The organism is Nonomuraea sp. N2-4H (genome assembly GCF_045291505.1).
Taxonomy (GTDB): domain Bacteria; phylum Actinomycetota; class Actinomycetes; order Streptosporangiales; family Streptosporangiaceae; genus Nonomuraea; species Nonomuraea fastidiosa.
In genome coordinates this window covers 1,455,432-1,471,540 of record NZ_CP147987.1, presented here as the reverse complement: position 1 = coordinate 1,471,540, position 16,109 = coordinate 1,455,432, and the positions used below count along the sequence as shown (strand labels likewise).

Sequence of the window (16,109 nt, the reverse complement as noted above, 5' to 3'; positions counted from 1 at the left end):
GTGAGACAGGTGCCAGCAGAGCCGACGCGCGTCCCGAGCACCGCTTGCGAGCGACCTCCGGGTTCCGCACACCATCGCACCCGGGAGAAGTGACTGGTCGAGGACGGCGGAGATGGAGCCGGAAACCGTACCACGAATGGAACCGACCACCATCATTCCTCCGCGAATCAACAGAAGGGCGACATCTCTCTTTTCCGCCCAAGCTTGATCATACACGCACTTTCGTACAATAATCACTCATTGAGTGAGATTTCCTCACATAGAACACTTCTAGCTACATAACGCTCTCTGATCGGGGTATCGCCGCCATGCCGCACCCCACGGAAACCTCCGTGTCCACTCCCCACGTCGTCCCCTTCCACCGGGCACTACCCCGCCTGGTGAAGGACCCGGTGACGGAACTGGCCAACATGGGAACAGAGGCCGCGGGCCGGATCGTCCGCGTCAATCTGGGTCCATTCCGGCCGTATCTGGTCTCGCACCCGGATCACGTGGAGCAGGTACTCAAGACCCACTGGACCAATTTCGTCCGTGAAGGCATGTTCTGGCGGCCGCTCCGCCGCGTGACCGGCCAGAGCATCCTCGGTGAAGGCGAGGCGTGGGCTTCCACCAGGAAGATCCTCGCGCCGCTGTTCACCTCGCGCTACATCGCCTCGCTGGCCGACGACATGGCCGACATCATCGCCGAGTGCATGCTCGAGATGGACAAGTTCGCCGAGACCGGACGTCTCATCGACGGCGGGCACCAGATGACCACGATCGTCAACCAGGCGGTCATCAAGGTGCTGTTCGGCGGGCGGATCTCGCGTGACACCGCCGAGCGGCTGGCGCCGGAGTTCGCCACCTGCGCCACCTCGATCGGGTTCCGGTTACTCTTCCCGTTCGCGCCGTACTCCATCAAGGTGCCGGGCGACCGCGCGTTCCTGCGCTCGGCCCAGAAGATCGACGAGATCGTCTACCCGCTCATCGAGCAGGCCAAGCGCGAGGACACCTCCAGCAAGGAGGTCGTCTCCAAGCTGCTGTCGGCCCGCCTGGAGAAGGAGGGCCGCGCCGACCTCAAGCAGGTGCGCGACGACCTGGTCAGCATCTACGGCGCCGCCTCGGAGACCACCGCCATGTCGCTGACCTGGCTGTGGTCGGTGCTGCACGACCACCCCGAGGTCAACGCCCGGCTGCGGCAGGAGATCGACGACGTGGTGGACGGCGGGCCGGTGCGCGCCGAGCACGTCGGCCAGCTGCCGTACTTGCGGATGGTGCTCCAGGAGCTGCTGCGCGTCTACCCGTCGGCGTGGATCATCCCGCGGCAGGCGGTCAACGACATCGAGATCGGCGGCATGCGCATCAAGGCCGGCTCGCAGGTGCTGGTCAGCCCGTACACGACGCACCGGCTGAAGGAGTTCTGGGACCGGCCGGACGAGTTCGACCCCGACCGCTGGGCCGACGAGAAGGCCGCGATCAAGCACCGCTACTCCTTCATTCCGTTCGGCGCGGGCCCGCACGTGTGCCTCGGCCAGCACCTGTTCTACGTCGAGGCCCCGCTGGTGATCGCCAACGTGCTGAGCAGGTACCGGCCTGAGCTGACCAACCCGCAGCGGCTCACCCCGCTGCCGGGCGCGTCCGTACGGCCGAAGGAGAAGCTGTGGCTGCGCCTGCACCCCAACGAACGGCGGCGCGCGGCGTGAAGAACGGGACCAACGTGAGCCTCGCCACCGCCACCGACCCGGCCGACCTGACCGCGACCGCGAACGAGCTCCTCGCCAGCCTCATGCTCCGGCCCTGGGGCCAGGTGTCGCCCTCGGTGTACGAGACCGGCCGCCTCGTCTCCCTCGCCCCCTGGCTGACCGGCCACGGCGAGCGGATCGGCTACCTCGTCCGCACCCAGCGCCCCGACGGCTCCTGGGGCGCACCCGACGGCTACGGCCTGGTGCCGACGCTCAGCGCGACCGAGGGCATCCTGGCCGCGTTGACGCGGAGCGACCCCGGCATCGGGCGCGACCGCCTGCTGGAGACGGCCGAGCGCGGCCTGAAGGTGCTCGGCGGCTGGCTGAAGGAGCGGCTCGACCTGCCCGACATGCCGGCGATCGAGCACATCGTGCCGTCGCTGGTGTCGCTCATCAACCAGCACCTCGCCGAGCTGGGCGCGGGTCACGAGCCGCTGCCGCTGCCCGAGGGCATGACCTACGACACGCTCCGGCTCGTCAGGGAGTGGATCAAGTCGGGCGCCGAGGTGCCGGAGAAGCTGCTGCACGCGCTGGAGATCGCCGGCGCGGAGGCGGCGGGCGCGCCCGGCATCCGCCCGACGCCGATCGGCACGATCGGCGCCTCCCCCGCCGCCACCGCGGCGTGGCTGGGCCGCCCCGAGGCCGGCTAGGGGGAGCCCGGACGGCGAGCCCGCCAGGCAGCACCTGGAGGCGGTGGTCCGGCTGCACGGCGGCCCGGTGCCGGTGGGCCTGCCCATCACCGTGTTCGAGCGGAGCTGGGTGCTGAGCTGGCTGGTACGCGCCGGGGTGCCCGTCGAGGTGCCGCCGGAGATGCTGGCCGACATCAGGGCGGCCATCGGGCCCGAGGGCACGCCCGCCGGATACGGCCTGCCGGCCGACGCCGACACCACCTCCGTGGCGCTGTACACGCTGTCGCTGGCGGGGGCGCCGTACGAGCCGGACTGCCTGTGGCGCTTCCGGTCGGGCACCCATTTCGCGACCTGGCCCGGCGAGCAGGGCACCTCTGTGAGCGTTAACGCGCACGTGCTGGACGCCTTCGGCCAGTACGTCGCCCGCCGCCCCGACGCCGCGCCCCGCTACGCCGAGACGATCGCCGACCTGTCGGCGTGGATCGGCGAGCGCCAGCAGCCCGACGGGAGCTGGACCGACCGCTGGCACGCCTCGCCCTACTACGCCACGGTGAGCTGCGCGCTGTCGCTGGACGAGTTCGGCGGCCCCGGCGCGGCTCCGGCGGTGCGGGCGGCGGCCGAGTGGGTGCTGTCCACCCAGCGGCCCGACGGATCGTGGGGGCGCTGGGAGGGCACCGCTGAGGAGACCGCGTACGCCATGCAGGTGCTGCTGCTGACCGAGGGACGGGACGATCCGCGCCGGATCGAGGCCGCCGACCGGGGGCTCGCCTACCTGGCGGGCTCGACGGGCGGCGAGCACCCGCCGCTCTGGCACGACAAGGACCTCTACGCGCCGTTCGCCATCACCCGCGCCGCCGTCATCGCCTCGTCGTATCTGGCGGCGCGGGCGACCGTGACGTCTTGAGCGACGCCCGTGTTTCTAAGACTGCGACTCGGAGCGGGCGTCCGCGGCCAGCTCGGCCACGGTGTAGGCGTGCGTGTCCCTGGCCATGTACCAGGCGCCGTTGAAGGCGACGCTCCTGCGCTGTCCCTCGACGACGCCGGCCAGTTCGGCGGGCAGCCGCCGCAGCTCGGCGTCGAAGGCGGCGTTGAGCTCGGCGATGTGCGCGCGCACCCGCTCGACGGCGTCCTCCGTGCTCGTCCCGGCGCGCTCCAGGATGAGCACGGAGTTCGGCTTGCCCTCGCGCCGCTCGCGCTCGAACGTGCGCAGGTCGTTGGCCAGGCGCATGCACTCGGCGCCGAGCGCGGTGGCCGGCTCGACCACGGCCCAGTGCTCGGTGCGGGCCGGCTGGGGCCGCAGACGCCCAGGGCCGCCGCCCACCAGGTGCGGTAGAGGATGGTCAGTCCGCCGTTGTCGAGGTAGCGGTCGTAGCCGGGCCAGGGCTCGCCGCCCATGGCCCAGCGGCGTTCCAGCGCCATGGCGCGGCCGGCGAGGTCGAGCTGGCCGAGCAGCGACGGCACGTGCGCTTCGGCTCCCGGGTGGGCGCGGAAGCGCCCGCACCAGGCCCGCCACGCGCTCAGCGCCTCTCCCATGGGACCGGAGTCCTCGGACTCGCCGGGCTCGTCGCCGGACAGCACGCCGCGGATGCGGGCGAAGAACGCGTCCACGTCGGCGTCGGTCCAATCGCCCGCGATGCTGTCGGCGATGTCGTCCATGCCGAACAGGACGGCGGTGAGCGCGCCGAGGTCGGCGATCTGGTCGCGGCGCGCCGCGGGGAACGTGGCGGCGGCCGACAGGCAGCTGAAGGCGAGCCGGCTGGAGGCGCTGTCGCCGTCGGCGAAGAGTGTGGTGTGGGGGCGCAGCAGCCGGTCGGCCTCGGGCACGGCGTCGAGCGCCGCCGTGAGGACGGCCGCGCGGTCCTGCTCGGGGACCCCGGCGAGCTGATGGGAGGCTTTGAGCAGGCGGTCTGCTAGGTCATTACGAATGTCGAAGTATGCGGAGCTGGCGTCTTGCACCCGCGCAGGATATCCATTTTATCCGATTTCTGACTAAATCTGTCAAAAATCGGATATTTGTGTGCAAAGCGATTGGTGTTGCTTGAGGGGCACTTTGTCCTGCGGTACAGTCTCGTGATCGACACCGTCCGTTGCCACCGCCGTGCGTGCAGGTGGCCAGCACTCAGTATCACTTTCTCAGGGTGGGTAAAATGGGCTCCCGCAATACGAGACTGCGGACCAAAGTCACGGCTCTGCTACTCTCCCTGGCGGCGCTGTGGGTCTTCGCGGCATGGGTAACTCTACGCGAAGGCGTCAACCTCCTGTGGGTCACCCAGGTCAATGACAGCGTGGTCGACCCCAGTGAGCCTCTGCTGGTAGAGCTGCAGAAGGAGCGCCGGATCTCGGCCGTTCACCTGAGCGACCCCACCTCCCGCTCTCGTAAGGAGATGGAGGCCCAGCGCAAGCGTTCCGACAGCACGCTCGCCTCCTTCAGGGAGGCCGCCACGGGCACGCTGGTCGACTGGGCCACCGACGAGGAAGGCTCGGAGCGGCTCAACGAGGTCTTCCGCCGCCTCGACATGATCAAGCAGACTCGCCAGGCCGTCGACGCCGGCAGGCTCAACCGCGTGTCGGCCACCGACGCCTACAGCGAGATCATCGACTCGATCTTCAACCTGTACGGCGCGCTGGCCACCCTCGACGACAAGGCGCTGGCAAGCGACATCCGCAACCTGCTGGCGCTGAGCCGGGCCCGGGACATCATCACCAAGGAGGACGCGCTGCTGTCCGGCGCGCTCGTCAGCGGGCGCCTGTCGGCCTCCGAGCACGCGCAGTTCGTCGCCACCACCGGCGCCTGGAAGATCGTCGCCGACCAGGCGGGCTCCGAGCTGTCCGACTTCAACCAGTCCGAGTACGAGAAGGTCATCAACGGCCAGTCGTTCAACCGGCTGCGCAACCTGGAGACCCTCGTCGCCGAGCAGGGACCGGAGAACGGCGGCGTGCCGTTCACCTCCTCGACCTGGCGCCAGGCCACCGACACCGCGCTCAACGACCTCAACACGATGGTCCTCGCCGCGGGTGACCGCGTCGTCGAGCGGGCGATCCCCGTCGCCGTCAACGTCATCGTCCGGCTGGTCCTCGCCGGTGGTCTCGGCCTGATCGCGGTCATCGCGTCCATCGTCCTGTCGATCACCACCGCACGTGCCCTCATCGCCCAGCTGCAGAAGCTGCGCGACGCCGCGCACGAGCTGTCCGACCACCGTCTGCCCAGCATCGTGGAGCGCATCGGCCACGGCGAGAAGGTCGACGTCGCCAAGGAGGCCCCCGCGCTCGACTTCGGTGACGACGAGATCGGCCAGGTGGGCCAGGCGTTCAACACCATGCAGCGCACCGCCATCGCCGTCGCCGCCGAGCAGGCCGAGCTGCGCCGCAGCATCCGCGACATTCTGCTCAGCCTGGCCCGCAGGACGCAGGGCCTGGTGCACCGCCAGCTCACCGTGCTCGACGTCATGGAGCGCCGGGAGACCGACCCGGAGGAGCTCAAGGAGCTGTTCCGGCTCGACCACCTGGCCATCCGGATGCGGCGCAACGCCGAGAACCTCATCGTTCTGTCCGGCTCCTCCCCCGCCCGTACGTGGCGGCGCTCGGTCCCCATGGTGGACGTCGTCCGCGGCGCCCTGGCCGAGGTCGAGGACTACACCCGCGTCTCGCTCATGCCCATGGGCGACGTGGTGCTCGCCGGCCGGGCCGTCGGTGACGTGATCCACCTGCTCGCCGAGCTGATCGAGAACGCCGTGTCGTTCTCCCCGCCGTACACCAACGTGCAGGTCAGCGGCCAGCTCGTGGCCAACGGCTACGTGATCGAGATCGAGGACCGCGGTCTCGGCATGAAGCCCGAGGACCTGGAGGCGGCCAACAAGCGCATCGCCGACCCGCCCGAGTTCCGCATCTCCGGCACCGCCCAGCTGGGCCTCTACGTGGTCAGCCAGCTCGCCAAGCGCCACGACATCCAGGTGAAGCTCAAGGCGTCCCCGTACGGCGGCACGACCGTCGTGGTGCTGCTGCCGCAGGAGCTCGTCCAGCTCGACCCGTCACCCGACAGCACGGACGGCGGGCGCGAGCGGCTGCCGCGCCGCACCCCCGGCAGGGAGCGCGGCAGGGAGGCGGGCGTCGCCACGGCGACCAGGCCGCTGGCGGAGAACGTCCGCACGCTCAGCTCGGCGCGCTCGGCCACCCCGCTCGCGGCGCCGACGCCCGTACGCGAGGTCAAGGAGACCCGGCAGGCCCCCGAGCCCGCGAGCAGGCCCGAGCCGGTCTCCCGGCCGAGGCCCGAGCCCGTGACCAGGCCGGCTACCGAAACCGAGCCCGTTCAGGAGGACACTTCTGAACGAGAACCACAGAAAGAAACGCCGGCCACGGAGCAGAAACCTGTGACCGAGTTCACACCGTCGGGGCTGCCCTTCCGGGTACCCCAGGCCAACCTGGCACCAGCGCTGCGTGAAGAAGCGCCCACGCAGCCCGATTTCGAGGAGGACGATGACGAGCGCTCGCCGGAGGAGATCCGCGCGATGATGGGATCCCTGCAGTCAGGCACCCGTCTCGGCCGCTCCGAGGCGGCCAAGATGCTGGATGAGCAGACGGGAGGTACGGAATGAACCCCACCACGTCGGGCACCGACCTCAACTGGCTGATGGACGACCTGATCGGCCGCGTCAAGGACGCGGAGCACGCCATCGTGCTGTCGTCCGACGGTCTGCTCATGGCGTCGTCGGCCGGGTTGCAGCGGACCGACGGCGAGCATCTGTCCGCCGTCGCATCCGGGCTTCAGAGCCTGGCCAAGGGCGTGTCCGACCACATCTCCGGCGGCAGGGTCCGGCAGACGGTCGTCGAGTGGAAGAGCCAGTTCCTCATCGTGACCACCGCCGGCGAGCGTGCCTGCCTCGCCGTCCTGTGCAACCAGAACGCCGACATCGGCCTGGTGGCGTACGAGATGGCGATGATGGTCGCCAGGGTCGGCCAGTACCTCACCTCCGGCGCCCGTAACGCCGAGGCGATCGCCGGGAGCGACGGGTGAGAGGGCCGGACGACGAGCCCACGGACGAGCACTGGGTGGATCCGGAGATCATCCGCCCGTACGTGGTGACTCGTGGCCGTACGCAGCCTGCCCACGGCAGGTTCGACCTGATCTCCATGGCCTTGGCGGTCGGCCCGCCGCCGGGCCCCGACGCCGGGCTGGACCCCGAGCACCTGCGCATCCTGCAGCTGTGCCGTGAACCCAAGTCCGTCGCCGAGATAGCCGCGTACCTGGATCTGCCCGCCGGCACGATCCGGGTGCTGCTCGGTGACCTGTTCGACCGCGAACTCGTCTCTGCCCAGGAACCGCAATCCGAGGTGGACATGCACGACATAAAGATGTACAGGGCGGTGCTCGATGGCCTTCGCTCGCTCTGAGCGTCCGCGCCTTCCGACGGCGATCAAGATCCTGATCGCGGGCGGTTTCGGCGCGGGCAAGACCACGATGGTGGGCGCGGTCTCCGAGACCAGGCCGCTGCGTACCGAGGAGGTGCTGACCGATCGCAGCATCGGGGTCGACGACCTCACCTCGGTGGAGGCCAAGCGCACCACCACGGTGGCGATGGACTTCGGCCGTATCACACTCAACAACGACTATGTCCTGTACCTGTTCGGCACGCCCGGCCAGGAGCGGTTCTGGTTCGTGTGGGACGAGCTGGCGGAGGGGGCGCTGGGCGCGGTCATCCTGGCCGACACCCGGCGGCTGGCCGACTGCTTCCCCTCGGTCGACTACTTCGAGCGGCGGGGCACGCCGTTCGTGGTGGCGGTCAACTGCTTCGAGGGCGCGCCGACGTTCGAGCTGGACGAGGTACGCCTCGCGCTCCAGCTCGGGCCGGACATCCCGATCGTCATGTGCGACGCCCGCAAGCGCGACTCCAGCCGTGAGGTGCTGATCACGCTGGTCAAGCATTCGGCACGGCTGCGCGCAGAACCGGTCGGCAGCTGACCCCTCCCTGCTCCGGCCGTGCGGTCAGGCCCGCCTGTGAAGGCGGGCCTTTCTGCGTTCCAAGGCCGGTCAGCGTTCAGGGCCTGTCAGTGTTCAGGGCCGGTCTGCGTTCCAGGGCCTGTCCGGCTGTCGGGAGGCGGGCTCTGTCGGGAGGCGGGCTCTGTCAGGAGGCGGGCTCTGTCAGGGGGCGGGCTCGACGTGTTCGCTCAGGTACGTCTCCAGCTCGGCCGCGCCCTTGATCATCGCCCGGCCGCGCGCCGACAGGCGGCCCCGCCACTCGCGCAGGGCGCTCTGCAGCGGCTCCTGGCCGCCCGCCGCGCGCACCTGGGCGAGCAGCGGGGCGATCTGCTCCAGCAGGTAGCCGCCGCGCCTGAGCTGGTGGACGAGCTGGGCGTCGCGGACGTCGGCACCGGTGTAGACGCGGTAGCCCGTACGCGGGTCGCGGCGCGGCTGCACGAGCCCGGCCCGTTCCCACTTGCGCAGGGTGGCGGGCCGGATGCCCAGCCTTCTGGCCAGCGGGCCGATGAACGTCACCCCCGGCTCGACCGGTCTGGCGGGGGCCAGCGCGCGCAGCGCCTCCTCCACCGCCTGGAGGGTGCGGCGGTCCTCCAGAAGCTGGGCGTGGCTCTCGTCGATCAGCTTGAGCGCCGCGTCCGTCTCGCCCCGGTTGATCGCCTGCATGATCGCCGTGGCCGTGCGGTGGCCGTGGGCGGGGATCAGCGCCACGAACGCCCGCAGCGCCTGGGCGTGGCGAGGGGTGTAGGCGCGGTAGCCGCTCTCCGTGCGGGCGGCGGGCGGCAGGATGCCGGCCTGCTCGTAGTTGCGCACCGCCTGGGTGGACAGGCCGTGCGGGCGGGCCAGGTCCACCGGCCGCAGTCGGCCACCGGGCATCGACGCACCTCGCCGGATTTGAGGGTGTACGCGCGGATGTGCGCGGACACCGGGGTCGAAGGTTCAACCGGCGTCCAATCCTAGCGGCGAGCCGACGGAAGATCGAACCGGTGCAATGTCACGTGGGCTCTGCTCGGTAGGCGTCTCCCGGTTTGGCAGCGAGCACCTGTTCGCAGGCCAGCAGCAGCACCCCCGCGCTCCACGCGTGCGACAGCGTCAGGTACATGCCCTTCGGCTGGAAGCAGTCCGTCTGGTAGTACCGTTCGGTGATCATGCCACGGTAGGCGTTGATGTCGCCGTCGGCCACCGGGAGGAGCTGGCGGAAGCAGTCGAGCGTCTCCTGCGCCCGCTCGGCGTAGTACGGATCCCCCAGCGCCTCCGACAGCTCGGCCAGCTCCGCCGTGCACACCAGCCCGTACGCGTGCAGGTGCTGGTTGGACGGCGACGCCTGATCCGCGCCCCGGGTGGCGAAGCCGTACGCGCCGAGCGGGGTGCGCGGGCCGAAGCGCACGTTGTAGGTGTAGCGGAAAGTGAGCATCCAGTCGGCAGCCCGGCGGGCCAGGTCGAGCCAGCGGGCCGCGCCGGTACGGCGGTGCAGCGCCATGTACGCCATGACCGCCGCGTACCCGTCCTCGGAGGTGGGTGCGAGGTCCACGTCTTCGGGCGCGCCGTAGATGAACTCGTCCTCGACGAACCTGGCGTAGTACTCCCCCGCCCGCTCGGCCGCCCGCAGATCGCCGGGCTCGCCGGACTCGGCGAGGGCGGCCACCCAGGTCAGGCCGGACGCGCCCGACCAGGACAGCACCTCGCCGGTCTCGGCGTGGTGCAGGGTGCCGAGGTTGCCGTCGGGGCGCTGGCGGGCGACCATGACGTCCAGGTTGGAGCGGGCGGCGGCGGCCCACTCGGGGTTCGGCCGCAGGCGCAGCGCGCGCAGCAGGAACAGGGTGGCCTCGCCGAGCGTGCGCGCGTGCAGGGCGCCCTTGACCGGGCTCCAGCTCTGCGACCAGCCGCTCTTGCGGTACCAGGTGCCCCAGAAGGTGCCGGACGGCGACAGGTTCGCGCAGATGAAGCCGATGACCCGTTCCGCGGCGGCGACGTGCTCGGGCCGCCCGGTGCGCAGGCCGTGTTCCAGGAGCGCCGCCGCCCAGGGGATGCCGCTCACCCAGCCGACGTGCATGGCCTGCCGGTCCACCGGCCGCCCGTCGCCGCCGCTGACCTCCCTGTCGAAGCCGACCGTCTCCAGCAGCACGCCGGGGTCGGGGTCGTAGTGCCAGCGGTACAGGCCCTCGGCGGCGATGTCGGCGGCGGTGGTCACGTCCTCCCACGGCTCGATCGGGGCCGCCGGCAGCCGCAGCTCACGGTCCTCGCGCAGCAGCGGCGCGTACGCGTGCCGGTCGGCGGGCAGCGGCGCGGTGGCGAGCGTCAGCGACCGCGACTCGCCCGGCCGCCAGACGTGAGTGGCGGCCTGGGCGGGCAGCGGGTCCGCCGAGCCGTAGTAGGTGATCGGATGCTCCCGGTACGGGAACAGCAGCGCGACGGTCGCCCGCCCCTCCGCGTACGAGAGCTCAAGACCGGTGATGCCGAGCGGCGAGACCTCGTCGGCGATCAGCGCGGCGCCCCCGTCGTCGCCCCACACCAGGACGGCGGGGGTGGCGGCGCGGTCGGCGCGGAACCCCCACGAGGCGGAGACCATCTCGCCGGGACGGTCGGCGCCGGGCTCGAAGCGGGGGAAGACGCGGTGGCAGCCGGCCGGGCGGTTCTCGCCGTAGAACAGGCCGGGGATCAGCCACCACGGGGCGGCGGCCGAGGCCACCGACCTGCTGACGCGTACGGTGGCCGCGGCCGGCTCGGCGCCGTCGTAGCGTATGTCGAGCCGCAGCGCGCGGCGGCCGGTCGGCAGCGGCTCGCCCCAGCTCCAGTCCACCGCGAACGGCCCCGTGCCGAGCACCTCGACCCGCAGCTCGCCACCGCCGGGCACGGCGATCACCACGGGCGCGGCCCCCTCGGCCTCCGGAGCGGCGACCGCCGAAAGGCCGCCGGCCGCCGCGGAGGCGTCGCCGGGCGGGTGCGGGTCCTGCTCTCCCCCTGCTCCGGCGGGGCCGGGGTCGTCCGTCACCACGGCTCCACCGTGAACGCGCCCTTGCGGACCTCCATCTCCACCAGGTCCGTCTCCACCGCCGAGAGCGGGTCGTCCAGCGGGATGCGGAACGTGCGGATCTGGCAGGGGCCGAAGTCGGCGGTGAGCCGGATGCCGGCGACGGGGATGTTCAGCGTCGCCGTCCCGGGCCTGCCGGTGGTCTCGACGGCCCTGACCACGAGATCGCGAGGCGTGTCCTCGTGCAGCTTCACGGCGGTCACCATCACCTGGCCGCCGCCGTCGTCGAGGTAGCCGCGCGAGCTGGGCAGCGGCCCATCGTGGAAGCTCTCCAGCATCGCCCGTACCGGGGAGCCGAGCAGCGCGGCGCGGCGGGTGAGCCCGGCCTCGCGCCAGTCGCCCGCGTGCGGCACCAGCAGGTACGAGAACCGCTGCACGCCCTGGTCCTGGTAGGAGTAGAAGCCGTCGGGGTCGAGCAGCCTGGGGTCGTGCCAGGAGTAGACGGGGCTGCGCACGGCGGTGATGCCGATGCTGTGGCTGCGGCCGGGCCCGGGAGGCGCGACGTCGTAGCCGTGCTTGGCGTTGTTGACCACGGCCAGGCCCGCGCGGGTGCCGCCGATCGAGCCCGACAGGTCCACCCACGACTGCGCCGGTTCCTCTGCTCCGTCGATGGGCCTGGTGAGGTGCGCGAACGGGATCTCGTACGTCGCCACCGGGCTCTCGAGCCCGACCGGGAAGCGCAGCTTCATCAGGTGCGCCTGCTCGCGCCAGTCGAGCGTGACCCGCACCTCCACGGCGTCGTCGTCACCCGCGCCGAGGATGAACTCCTCGGCCATGGTGGAGCGGCCCCACTCGCGCTCGACGCGGATGCGGGCGCGCAGCGGCCCGCTCTCGCGCAGCACGATGTCGGTGACGGCCATGGGCTGACCCGGCCAGTCGTAGGAGACGACGCGGTGGCCCCAGGTGTCGGTGGGGTCCTCGCACACCTGCGTGTGCTCGCCGGACGCGCCGGCCACCAGGTCCACGCCGGTGCGCTTGTCGACCAGGCTGGACAGCCAGCCGGTGACCGGGTCGAGCTCCAGGCGCAGCACGTCGTTCTCAAGGTGGTGCCGGGACGCCGACAGCGTGCCGGCCGGGTTCATGCCGGGGCCCTGGCGCAGCCGGTAGAGGCGGTAGCCCAGCGGCGGCAGCTCGGCCTTGAACACCGTCGCGCCGCGGCCCTTGTCGTCGGTGGTGGCGACCGACTGGATGCGCTGGCACGGCACGTCCGCGCCGTCGGCGTCCACCACGTGCACGCCGTTGGGGGCGACGCTGTATTGCAGCTCGACGCGGGTGGAGACCGGCCACGGGTGCGGGTTGAACACGATCACCGGCTGGGTGCCGGGCTCCTCGGGCACGTGCACGTCGCGGGCGATCACGTTGTGCGCCCTGGTGATGATGCGCTTGGAGATCGCGACGGCCTCGCCGAGCTGGTCGCGGGCGTCGTCGTACGCGGGCTCGATGGCCGAGCCGGGCAGCACGTCGTGGAACTGGTTGAACAGCACCTGCTTCCAGGCCCGCTCCAGGTCGGCGCGGGCGTCGTGACCGGCGATGGCCGCCCACCGCTCGGCCGACAGCACCGCCGCCTGGGCGCGGCGCTGCCACAGCTTGATGCCGGAGTGCGACGAGTAGCAGCCGGCCGCGTGGTGCTGCAGGTCGTCGCGCCAGACCGGCAGCTCGGCCAGGCCCTCCTCGCCCAGCCGTTTGATCATCTCGTCGAAGTAGCGGCGCGGCGACGACAGGATCATCTCGCCGAACGAGCCCATCCGGTCGTAGCGGTGGATCGACTCGATGTTCGCCTTGGTGGGGCCGCCGCCGTGGTTGCCCACCCCGTAGAAGATCATCAGGTCGCCGAGCGAGCGGTCGAGCTGGGCGAGCGCCTTCTCGGTCTGGCCGGCGACGTCGCCGGGCGGGCTGCAGTACTCGAACGGGATGCGGTAGGCCAGCACGCGGCTGCCGTCCGGGGCCTCCCACCAGAACATGGTGCCGGGCAGCTCGCTCTCGTGCGGTCCAGGACGGAGGAAGGTGTAGGAGTCCATGCCCTGGCCGCGCAGGATGGCGGGCAGCATGGCGTTGTGGCCGAACGGGTCGACGTTCATGCCGACCGTGGCGGTGACGCCGAACTTCTCCTTGAGGTAGCGCTGGCCGTACAGGCCCTGGCGGACGAACGACTCGCCGGACGGCATGTTGCAGTCGGGCTCCACCCACCAGCCGCCGGTCATCACCCAGCGGCCCTCCGCCACCTTCTCCTGGATCCTGGCGAACAGCTCGGGGTCGGACTCCTCCACCCACGAGAGCAGCACGACCTGGTCGCAGGTGAAGACGAAGTCGGGGTACTCGTCCATGCGGTGGATCGCCGACCAGAACGTGGCCCGCGCCTCCTGGTAGCCCTCCTGCCACGGCCACAGCCACACCGGGTCGAGGTGGGCGTTGCCGATCATGTGGAGGGTGCGCTGGGGGGTGGCCGCCGGGCGCTGCGCGCGGGACAGCCCGGAGGGCTGGCTGCCGGAGGGCGCGTTCGACATGGGAGCCCGCGACCTGGAACGACGCCTGGTCATGCGGCCGCCCACGCGTCGATCTTGTCGCTGATCATGTGCAGCATCAGTGTGTGGATCTCCTGGATGCGCGGGGTCTCGGTGCTGGGGGCTAGGAGGAGGTGGTCGGCGTACGCGGCGGCCTTGCCACCGTCGTTGCCGCCGAAGAGTACCGTCACCGCTCCATTGCTCTGCGCGGCCTGCAGCGCGCCGACCACGTTCGGGGAGTTTCCGCTGGTCGTGAAGGCGGCGACCACATCGCCTGGCTTGGCGAGCGCCTGCACCTGCCGGGCGAAGACGTCCTCGTAGACGTAGTCGTTAGCGATGCAGGTCATGACGGTGGCGTCGGTGGTGAGCGTCACGGCGGGCAGCGGGCGGCGGTCGCGCCGGTAGTGGCCGATCAGCTCGCCGGTGAAGTGCTGGGCGTCGGCCGCGCTGCCGCCGTTGCCCATCGTGTAGAGGGTGCCGCCCCTGGTGAAGGTCTCGATGAGCAGGTCCGCGGCGGCCTCGACGGCGGGCAGCAGCGCCGCCATGCCGCGCGCGGCGGCGAGGTGGCCTTCTACGTGCTGCGCCAGCAGCTCGGGCGTGGAAGAAACGTCGGACATGGGTCTTTCCTGTGGAGAGGTCGGTGGGTCTTCGGCTCCGCTGCGGACGGAACTTCGCGCCTCGAGGGCCTTACGCTGAGCGGTTCATCAGGGCTGGGGCCTTGCCGAGGGCCTTCTGGGGGTCAGCGGCCTTCTGGGGGTCAGCGGGGGGCGCCCGCGACGAGATCGTGCGCGACGGCACCGGCCCCGACCACGCACACTCCCGCGCCGAGCTTGGCCAGCTCGATCCGGGCGCTGCGGGCGGCCGGCGGCATGGCGTCCCTGGCGACCGCCGCCGCGACGGGGTCGAGCAGCCGGGCGCCCGAACGGGTGACGCCGCCGCCGAGCACGACCAGCTCCGGCTCGAACGCGTTCACCAGGTCGGTGAGCGCGCTGCCCAGCGCCCATGTGGTCTCGTCCCAGATCTCGACGGCGAGCGGGTCGCCGGCCTCGGCGGCGCGGGAGACGTCCTCGGCGGTCGGGTTCTCGATGGCGGACAGGGACGAGGGACGGCCGGCGGCCAGCGCCTCCCTGGCGCGCTCGGCGATGGAGGTGCCGGACGCGTACGCCTCCAGGCAGCCGTGCCGCCCGCACGAGCAGCGGCGCCCGCCCGGCCGCACCATGACATGCCCCAGCTCGCCGCCGTTGCCGGCCGCGCCGCGGTGCAGGCGGCCGCCGATGACCGAGCCGCCGCCCACGCCCGTGGAGATCGTCAGGTAGAGCATGGTGCTGGTGCCGCGCCCCGCGCCGTACCGGAATTCGCCCAGCGCCGCGGCCGTGGCATCGTTCTCAAGGGCTGAGGGGACGCCGTACGCCTCCGTGGCCAGCGCGCCGATCGGGACGTCGATCCACCCCGGCAGGTGCGGCGGGCACTCCAGCACGCCGGTCGCCGTGTTCAGCGGCCCGCCGCAGGAGATGCCGACGGCGGCGATCTCGGGCATCCCGGCCTCCGCGATCGCCTTCCTGCCCAGGTCGAACAGCCTGGCCAGGACGCGCTGCGGGCCCTCCTTCCTGCGGGTGGGGGCGAGCTGCCAGCCGTGGATCAGGCCATCGCCTGTGACCACGCCCGCGGCGAGTTTGGTGCCGCCGATGTCCAGCGACAGAACTGGGGGAAGATCGTGCTCCATTGGGCCTCCGACGGGAACGACTGACGCACATGCCTATGACATCGTTCCCACATTGGATCCTAGGGCGAGTTTTCCCCGCGGGTCAACGCACGGCGGCCGTGAAATGTCAGATCGCAGACATGTGTGTCCACTTCTTGAGACATGCAGAGCGCCGGGGGCCTGTCACGCGGCTGGGCAGCGGCCGTCGCCGACGTGCCGGCGATCCGCCGATCGCCCACGAACCCGCACCGCGACCCGCACCGCGACCCACACCGCGCGCCGGCCACCCGCCGGACGACCGAAGCGCCCAGCCGTAGGGCACGCATGTGCCGCTCACCTCGGGGTCACAGGGCAAGAGGGCTCGATGCGACCGCACCCGCACCGCCCGGCAGTGAGCCGCCCAGGCGACGGGCGCCGCTCCGTACCGGCCGCACGCTGGGGTCGCGAAGGCGCCGACCGCGACGCAGCCGAGGACGAGGCGCGTGGCGACCATGCGCCAGGTCACGGTCACCGCCCGGAGCCTCGCGGGCGCGATCGTGAAGGTCGCCGGCCCG

Annotated in this window: 14 protein-coding genes; 8 read left to right on the top strand and 6 right to left on the bottom strand. The window is 71.4% G+C overall.

Annotation, left to right across the window (positions count from 1 at the left end; genetic code table 11):
• The first annotated feature begins 332 nt into the window (after positions 1 to 332).
• Genes WBK31_RS06695 through WBK31_RS06685 form a run of 3 tightly spaced genes read left to right on the top strand, consistent with a single transcriptional unit; the run spans position 333 to position 3,254 of the window.
• The gene (locus tag WBK31_RS06695; protein WP_364066573.1) at positions 333 to 1,682 is read left to right on the top strand and encodes a cytochrome P450; all 1,350 of its coding nucleotides are present in this window, start codon (positions 333 to 335) and stop codon (positions 1,680 to 1,682) included.
• Complete coding sequence (locus WBK31_RS06690) at positions 1,679 to 2,371, top strand: hypothetical protein (protein ID WP_406674488.1); 693 nt, start codon at positions 1,679 to 1,681, stop codon at positions 2,369 to 2,371. Before WBK31_RS06695 ends, WBK31_RS06690 begins: the two co-directional genes overlap by 4 nt.
• A 43-nt stretch (positions 2,372 to 2,414) precedes the next feature.
• On the top strand, positions 2,415 to 3,254 hold the full coding sequence (locus tag WBK31_RS06685) for a prenyltransferase/squalene oxidase repeat-containing protein (protein WP_378784288.1): 840 nt from the start codon (positions 2,415 to 2,417) through the stop codon (positions 3,252 to 3,254).
• 15 nt (positions 3,255 to 3,269) lie between these two features.
• On the opposite strand, the gene WBK31_RS06680 is transcribed toward WBK31_RS06685, so the two are convergent.
• Entirely contained in the window at positions 3,270 to 3,671 is a 402-nt protein-coding gene (locus WBK31_RS06680) for a terpene synthase family protein (protein WP_406674487.1), read from the bottom strand.
• Positions 3,672 to 3,811: 140 nt separating this feature from the next.
• Here WBK31_RS06680 and WBK31_RS06675 point away from each other — a divergent pair, with 140 nt between their 5' ends.
• The 5 genes from WBK31_RS06675 (at position 3,812) to WBK31_RS06655 (ending at position 8,306) form a co-directional block, all read left to right on the top strand.
• Positions 3,812 to 4,264 (top strand): hypothetical protein, encoded by a 453-nt coding sequence (locus tag WBK31_RS06675; RefSeq protein WP_406674486.1) that lies wholly within the window; start codon positions 3,812 to 3,814, stop codon positions 4,262 to 4,264.
• Between the two features lie 371 nt (positions 4,265 to 4,635).
• Positions 4,636 to 6,942, top strand: a complete 2,307-nt coding sequence (locus WBK31_RS06670; RefSeq protein ID WP_364066582.1) for a nitrate- and nitrite sensing domain-containing protein — start codon at positions 4,636 to 4,638, stop codon at positions 6,940 to 6,942.
• Complete coding sequence (locus tag WBK31_RS06665) at positions 6,939 to 7,361, top strand: roadblock/LC7 domain-containing protein (RefSeq protein WP_406674485.1); 423 nt, start codon at positions 6,939 to 6,941, stop codon at positions 7,359 to 7,361. The genes WBK31_RS06670 and WBK31_RS06665 overlap by 4 nt, the downstream gene beginning before the upstream one ends.
• A gap of 35 nt (positions 7,362 to 7,396) precedes the next feature.
• Complete coding sequence (locus WBK31_RS06660) at positions 7,397 to 7,738, top strand: DUF742 domain-containing protein (RefSeq protein WP_364066588.1); 342 nt, start codon at positions 7,397 to 7,399, stop codon at positions 7,736 to 7,738.
• Positions 7,719 to 8,306, top strand: a complete 588-nt coding sequence (locus WBK31_RS06655) for an ATP/GTP-binding protein (RefSeq protein WP_364066591.1) — start codon at positions 7,719 to 7,721, stop codon at positions 8,304 to 8,306. Before WBK31_RS06660 ends, WBK31_RS06655 begins: the two co-directional genes overlap by 20 nt.
• A gap of 180 nt (positions 8,307 to 8,486) precedes the next feature.
• Here WBK31_RS06655 and WBK31_RS06650 read toward each other — a convergent pair whose 3' ends face one another.
• The 5 genes from WBK31_RS06650 to WBK31_RS06630 form a co-directional block, all read right to left on the bottom strand.
• Positions 8,487 to 9,197: a TioE family transcriptional regulator gene (locus WBK31_RS06650; protein ID WP_364066594.1), complete on the bottom strand. Its 711-nt coding sequence runs from the start codon at positions 9,195 to 9,197 to the stop codon at positions 8,487 to 8,489.
• A gap of 118 nt (positions 9,198 to 9,315) precedes the next feature.
• On the bottom strand, positions 9,316 to 11,313 hold the full coding sequence (locus WBK31_RS06645; RefSeq protein WP_406674484.1) for a hypothetical protein: 1,998 nt from the start codon (positions 11,311 to 11,313) through the stop codon (positions 9,316 to 9,318).
• Entirely contained in the window at positions 11,310 to 13,856 is a 2,547-nt protein-coding gene (locus tag WBK31_RS06640) for a glycoside hydrolase family 38 C-terminal domain-containing protein (protein WP_364066600.1), read from the bottom strand. Before WBK31_RS06640 ends, WBK31_RS06645 begins: the two co-directional genes overlap by 4 nt.
• A gap of 29 nt (positions 13,857 to 13,885) precedes the next feature.
• Positions 13,886 to 14,470, bottom strand: coding sequence for an SIS domain-containing protein (locus WBK31_RS06635; protein ID WP_364066603.1), 585 nt, complete (start codon positions 14,468 to 14,470; stop codon positions 13,886 to 13,888).
• 140 nt (positions 14,471 to 14,610) lie between these two features.
• Positions 14,611 to 15,576, bottom strand: a complete 966-nt coding sequence (locus WBK31_RS06630) for an ROK family protein (protein ID WP_364066606.1) — start codon at positions 15,574 to 15,576, stop codon at positions 14,611 to 14,613.
• Between the last annotated feature and the right edge of the window lie 533 nt (positions 15,577 to 16,109).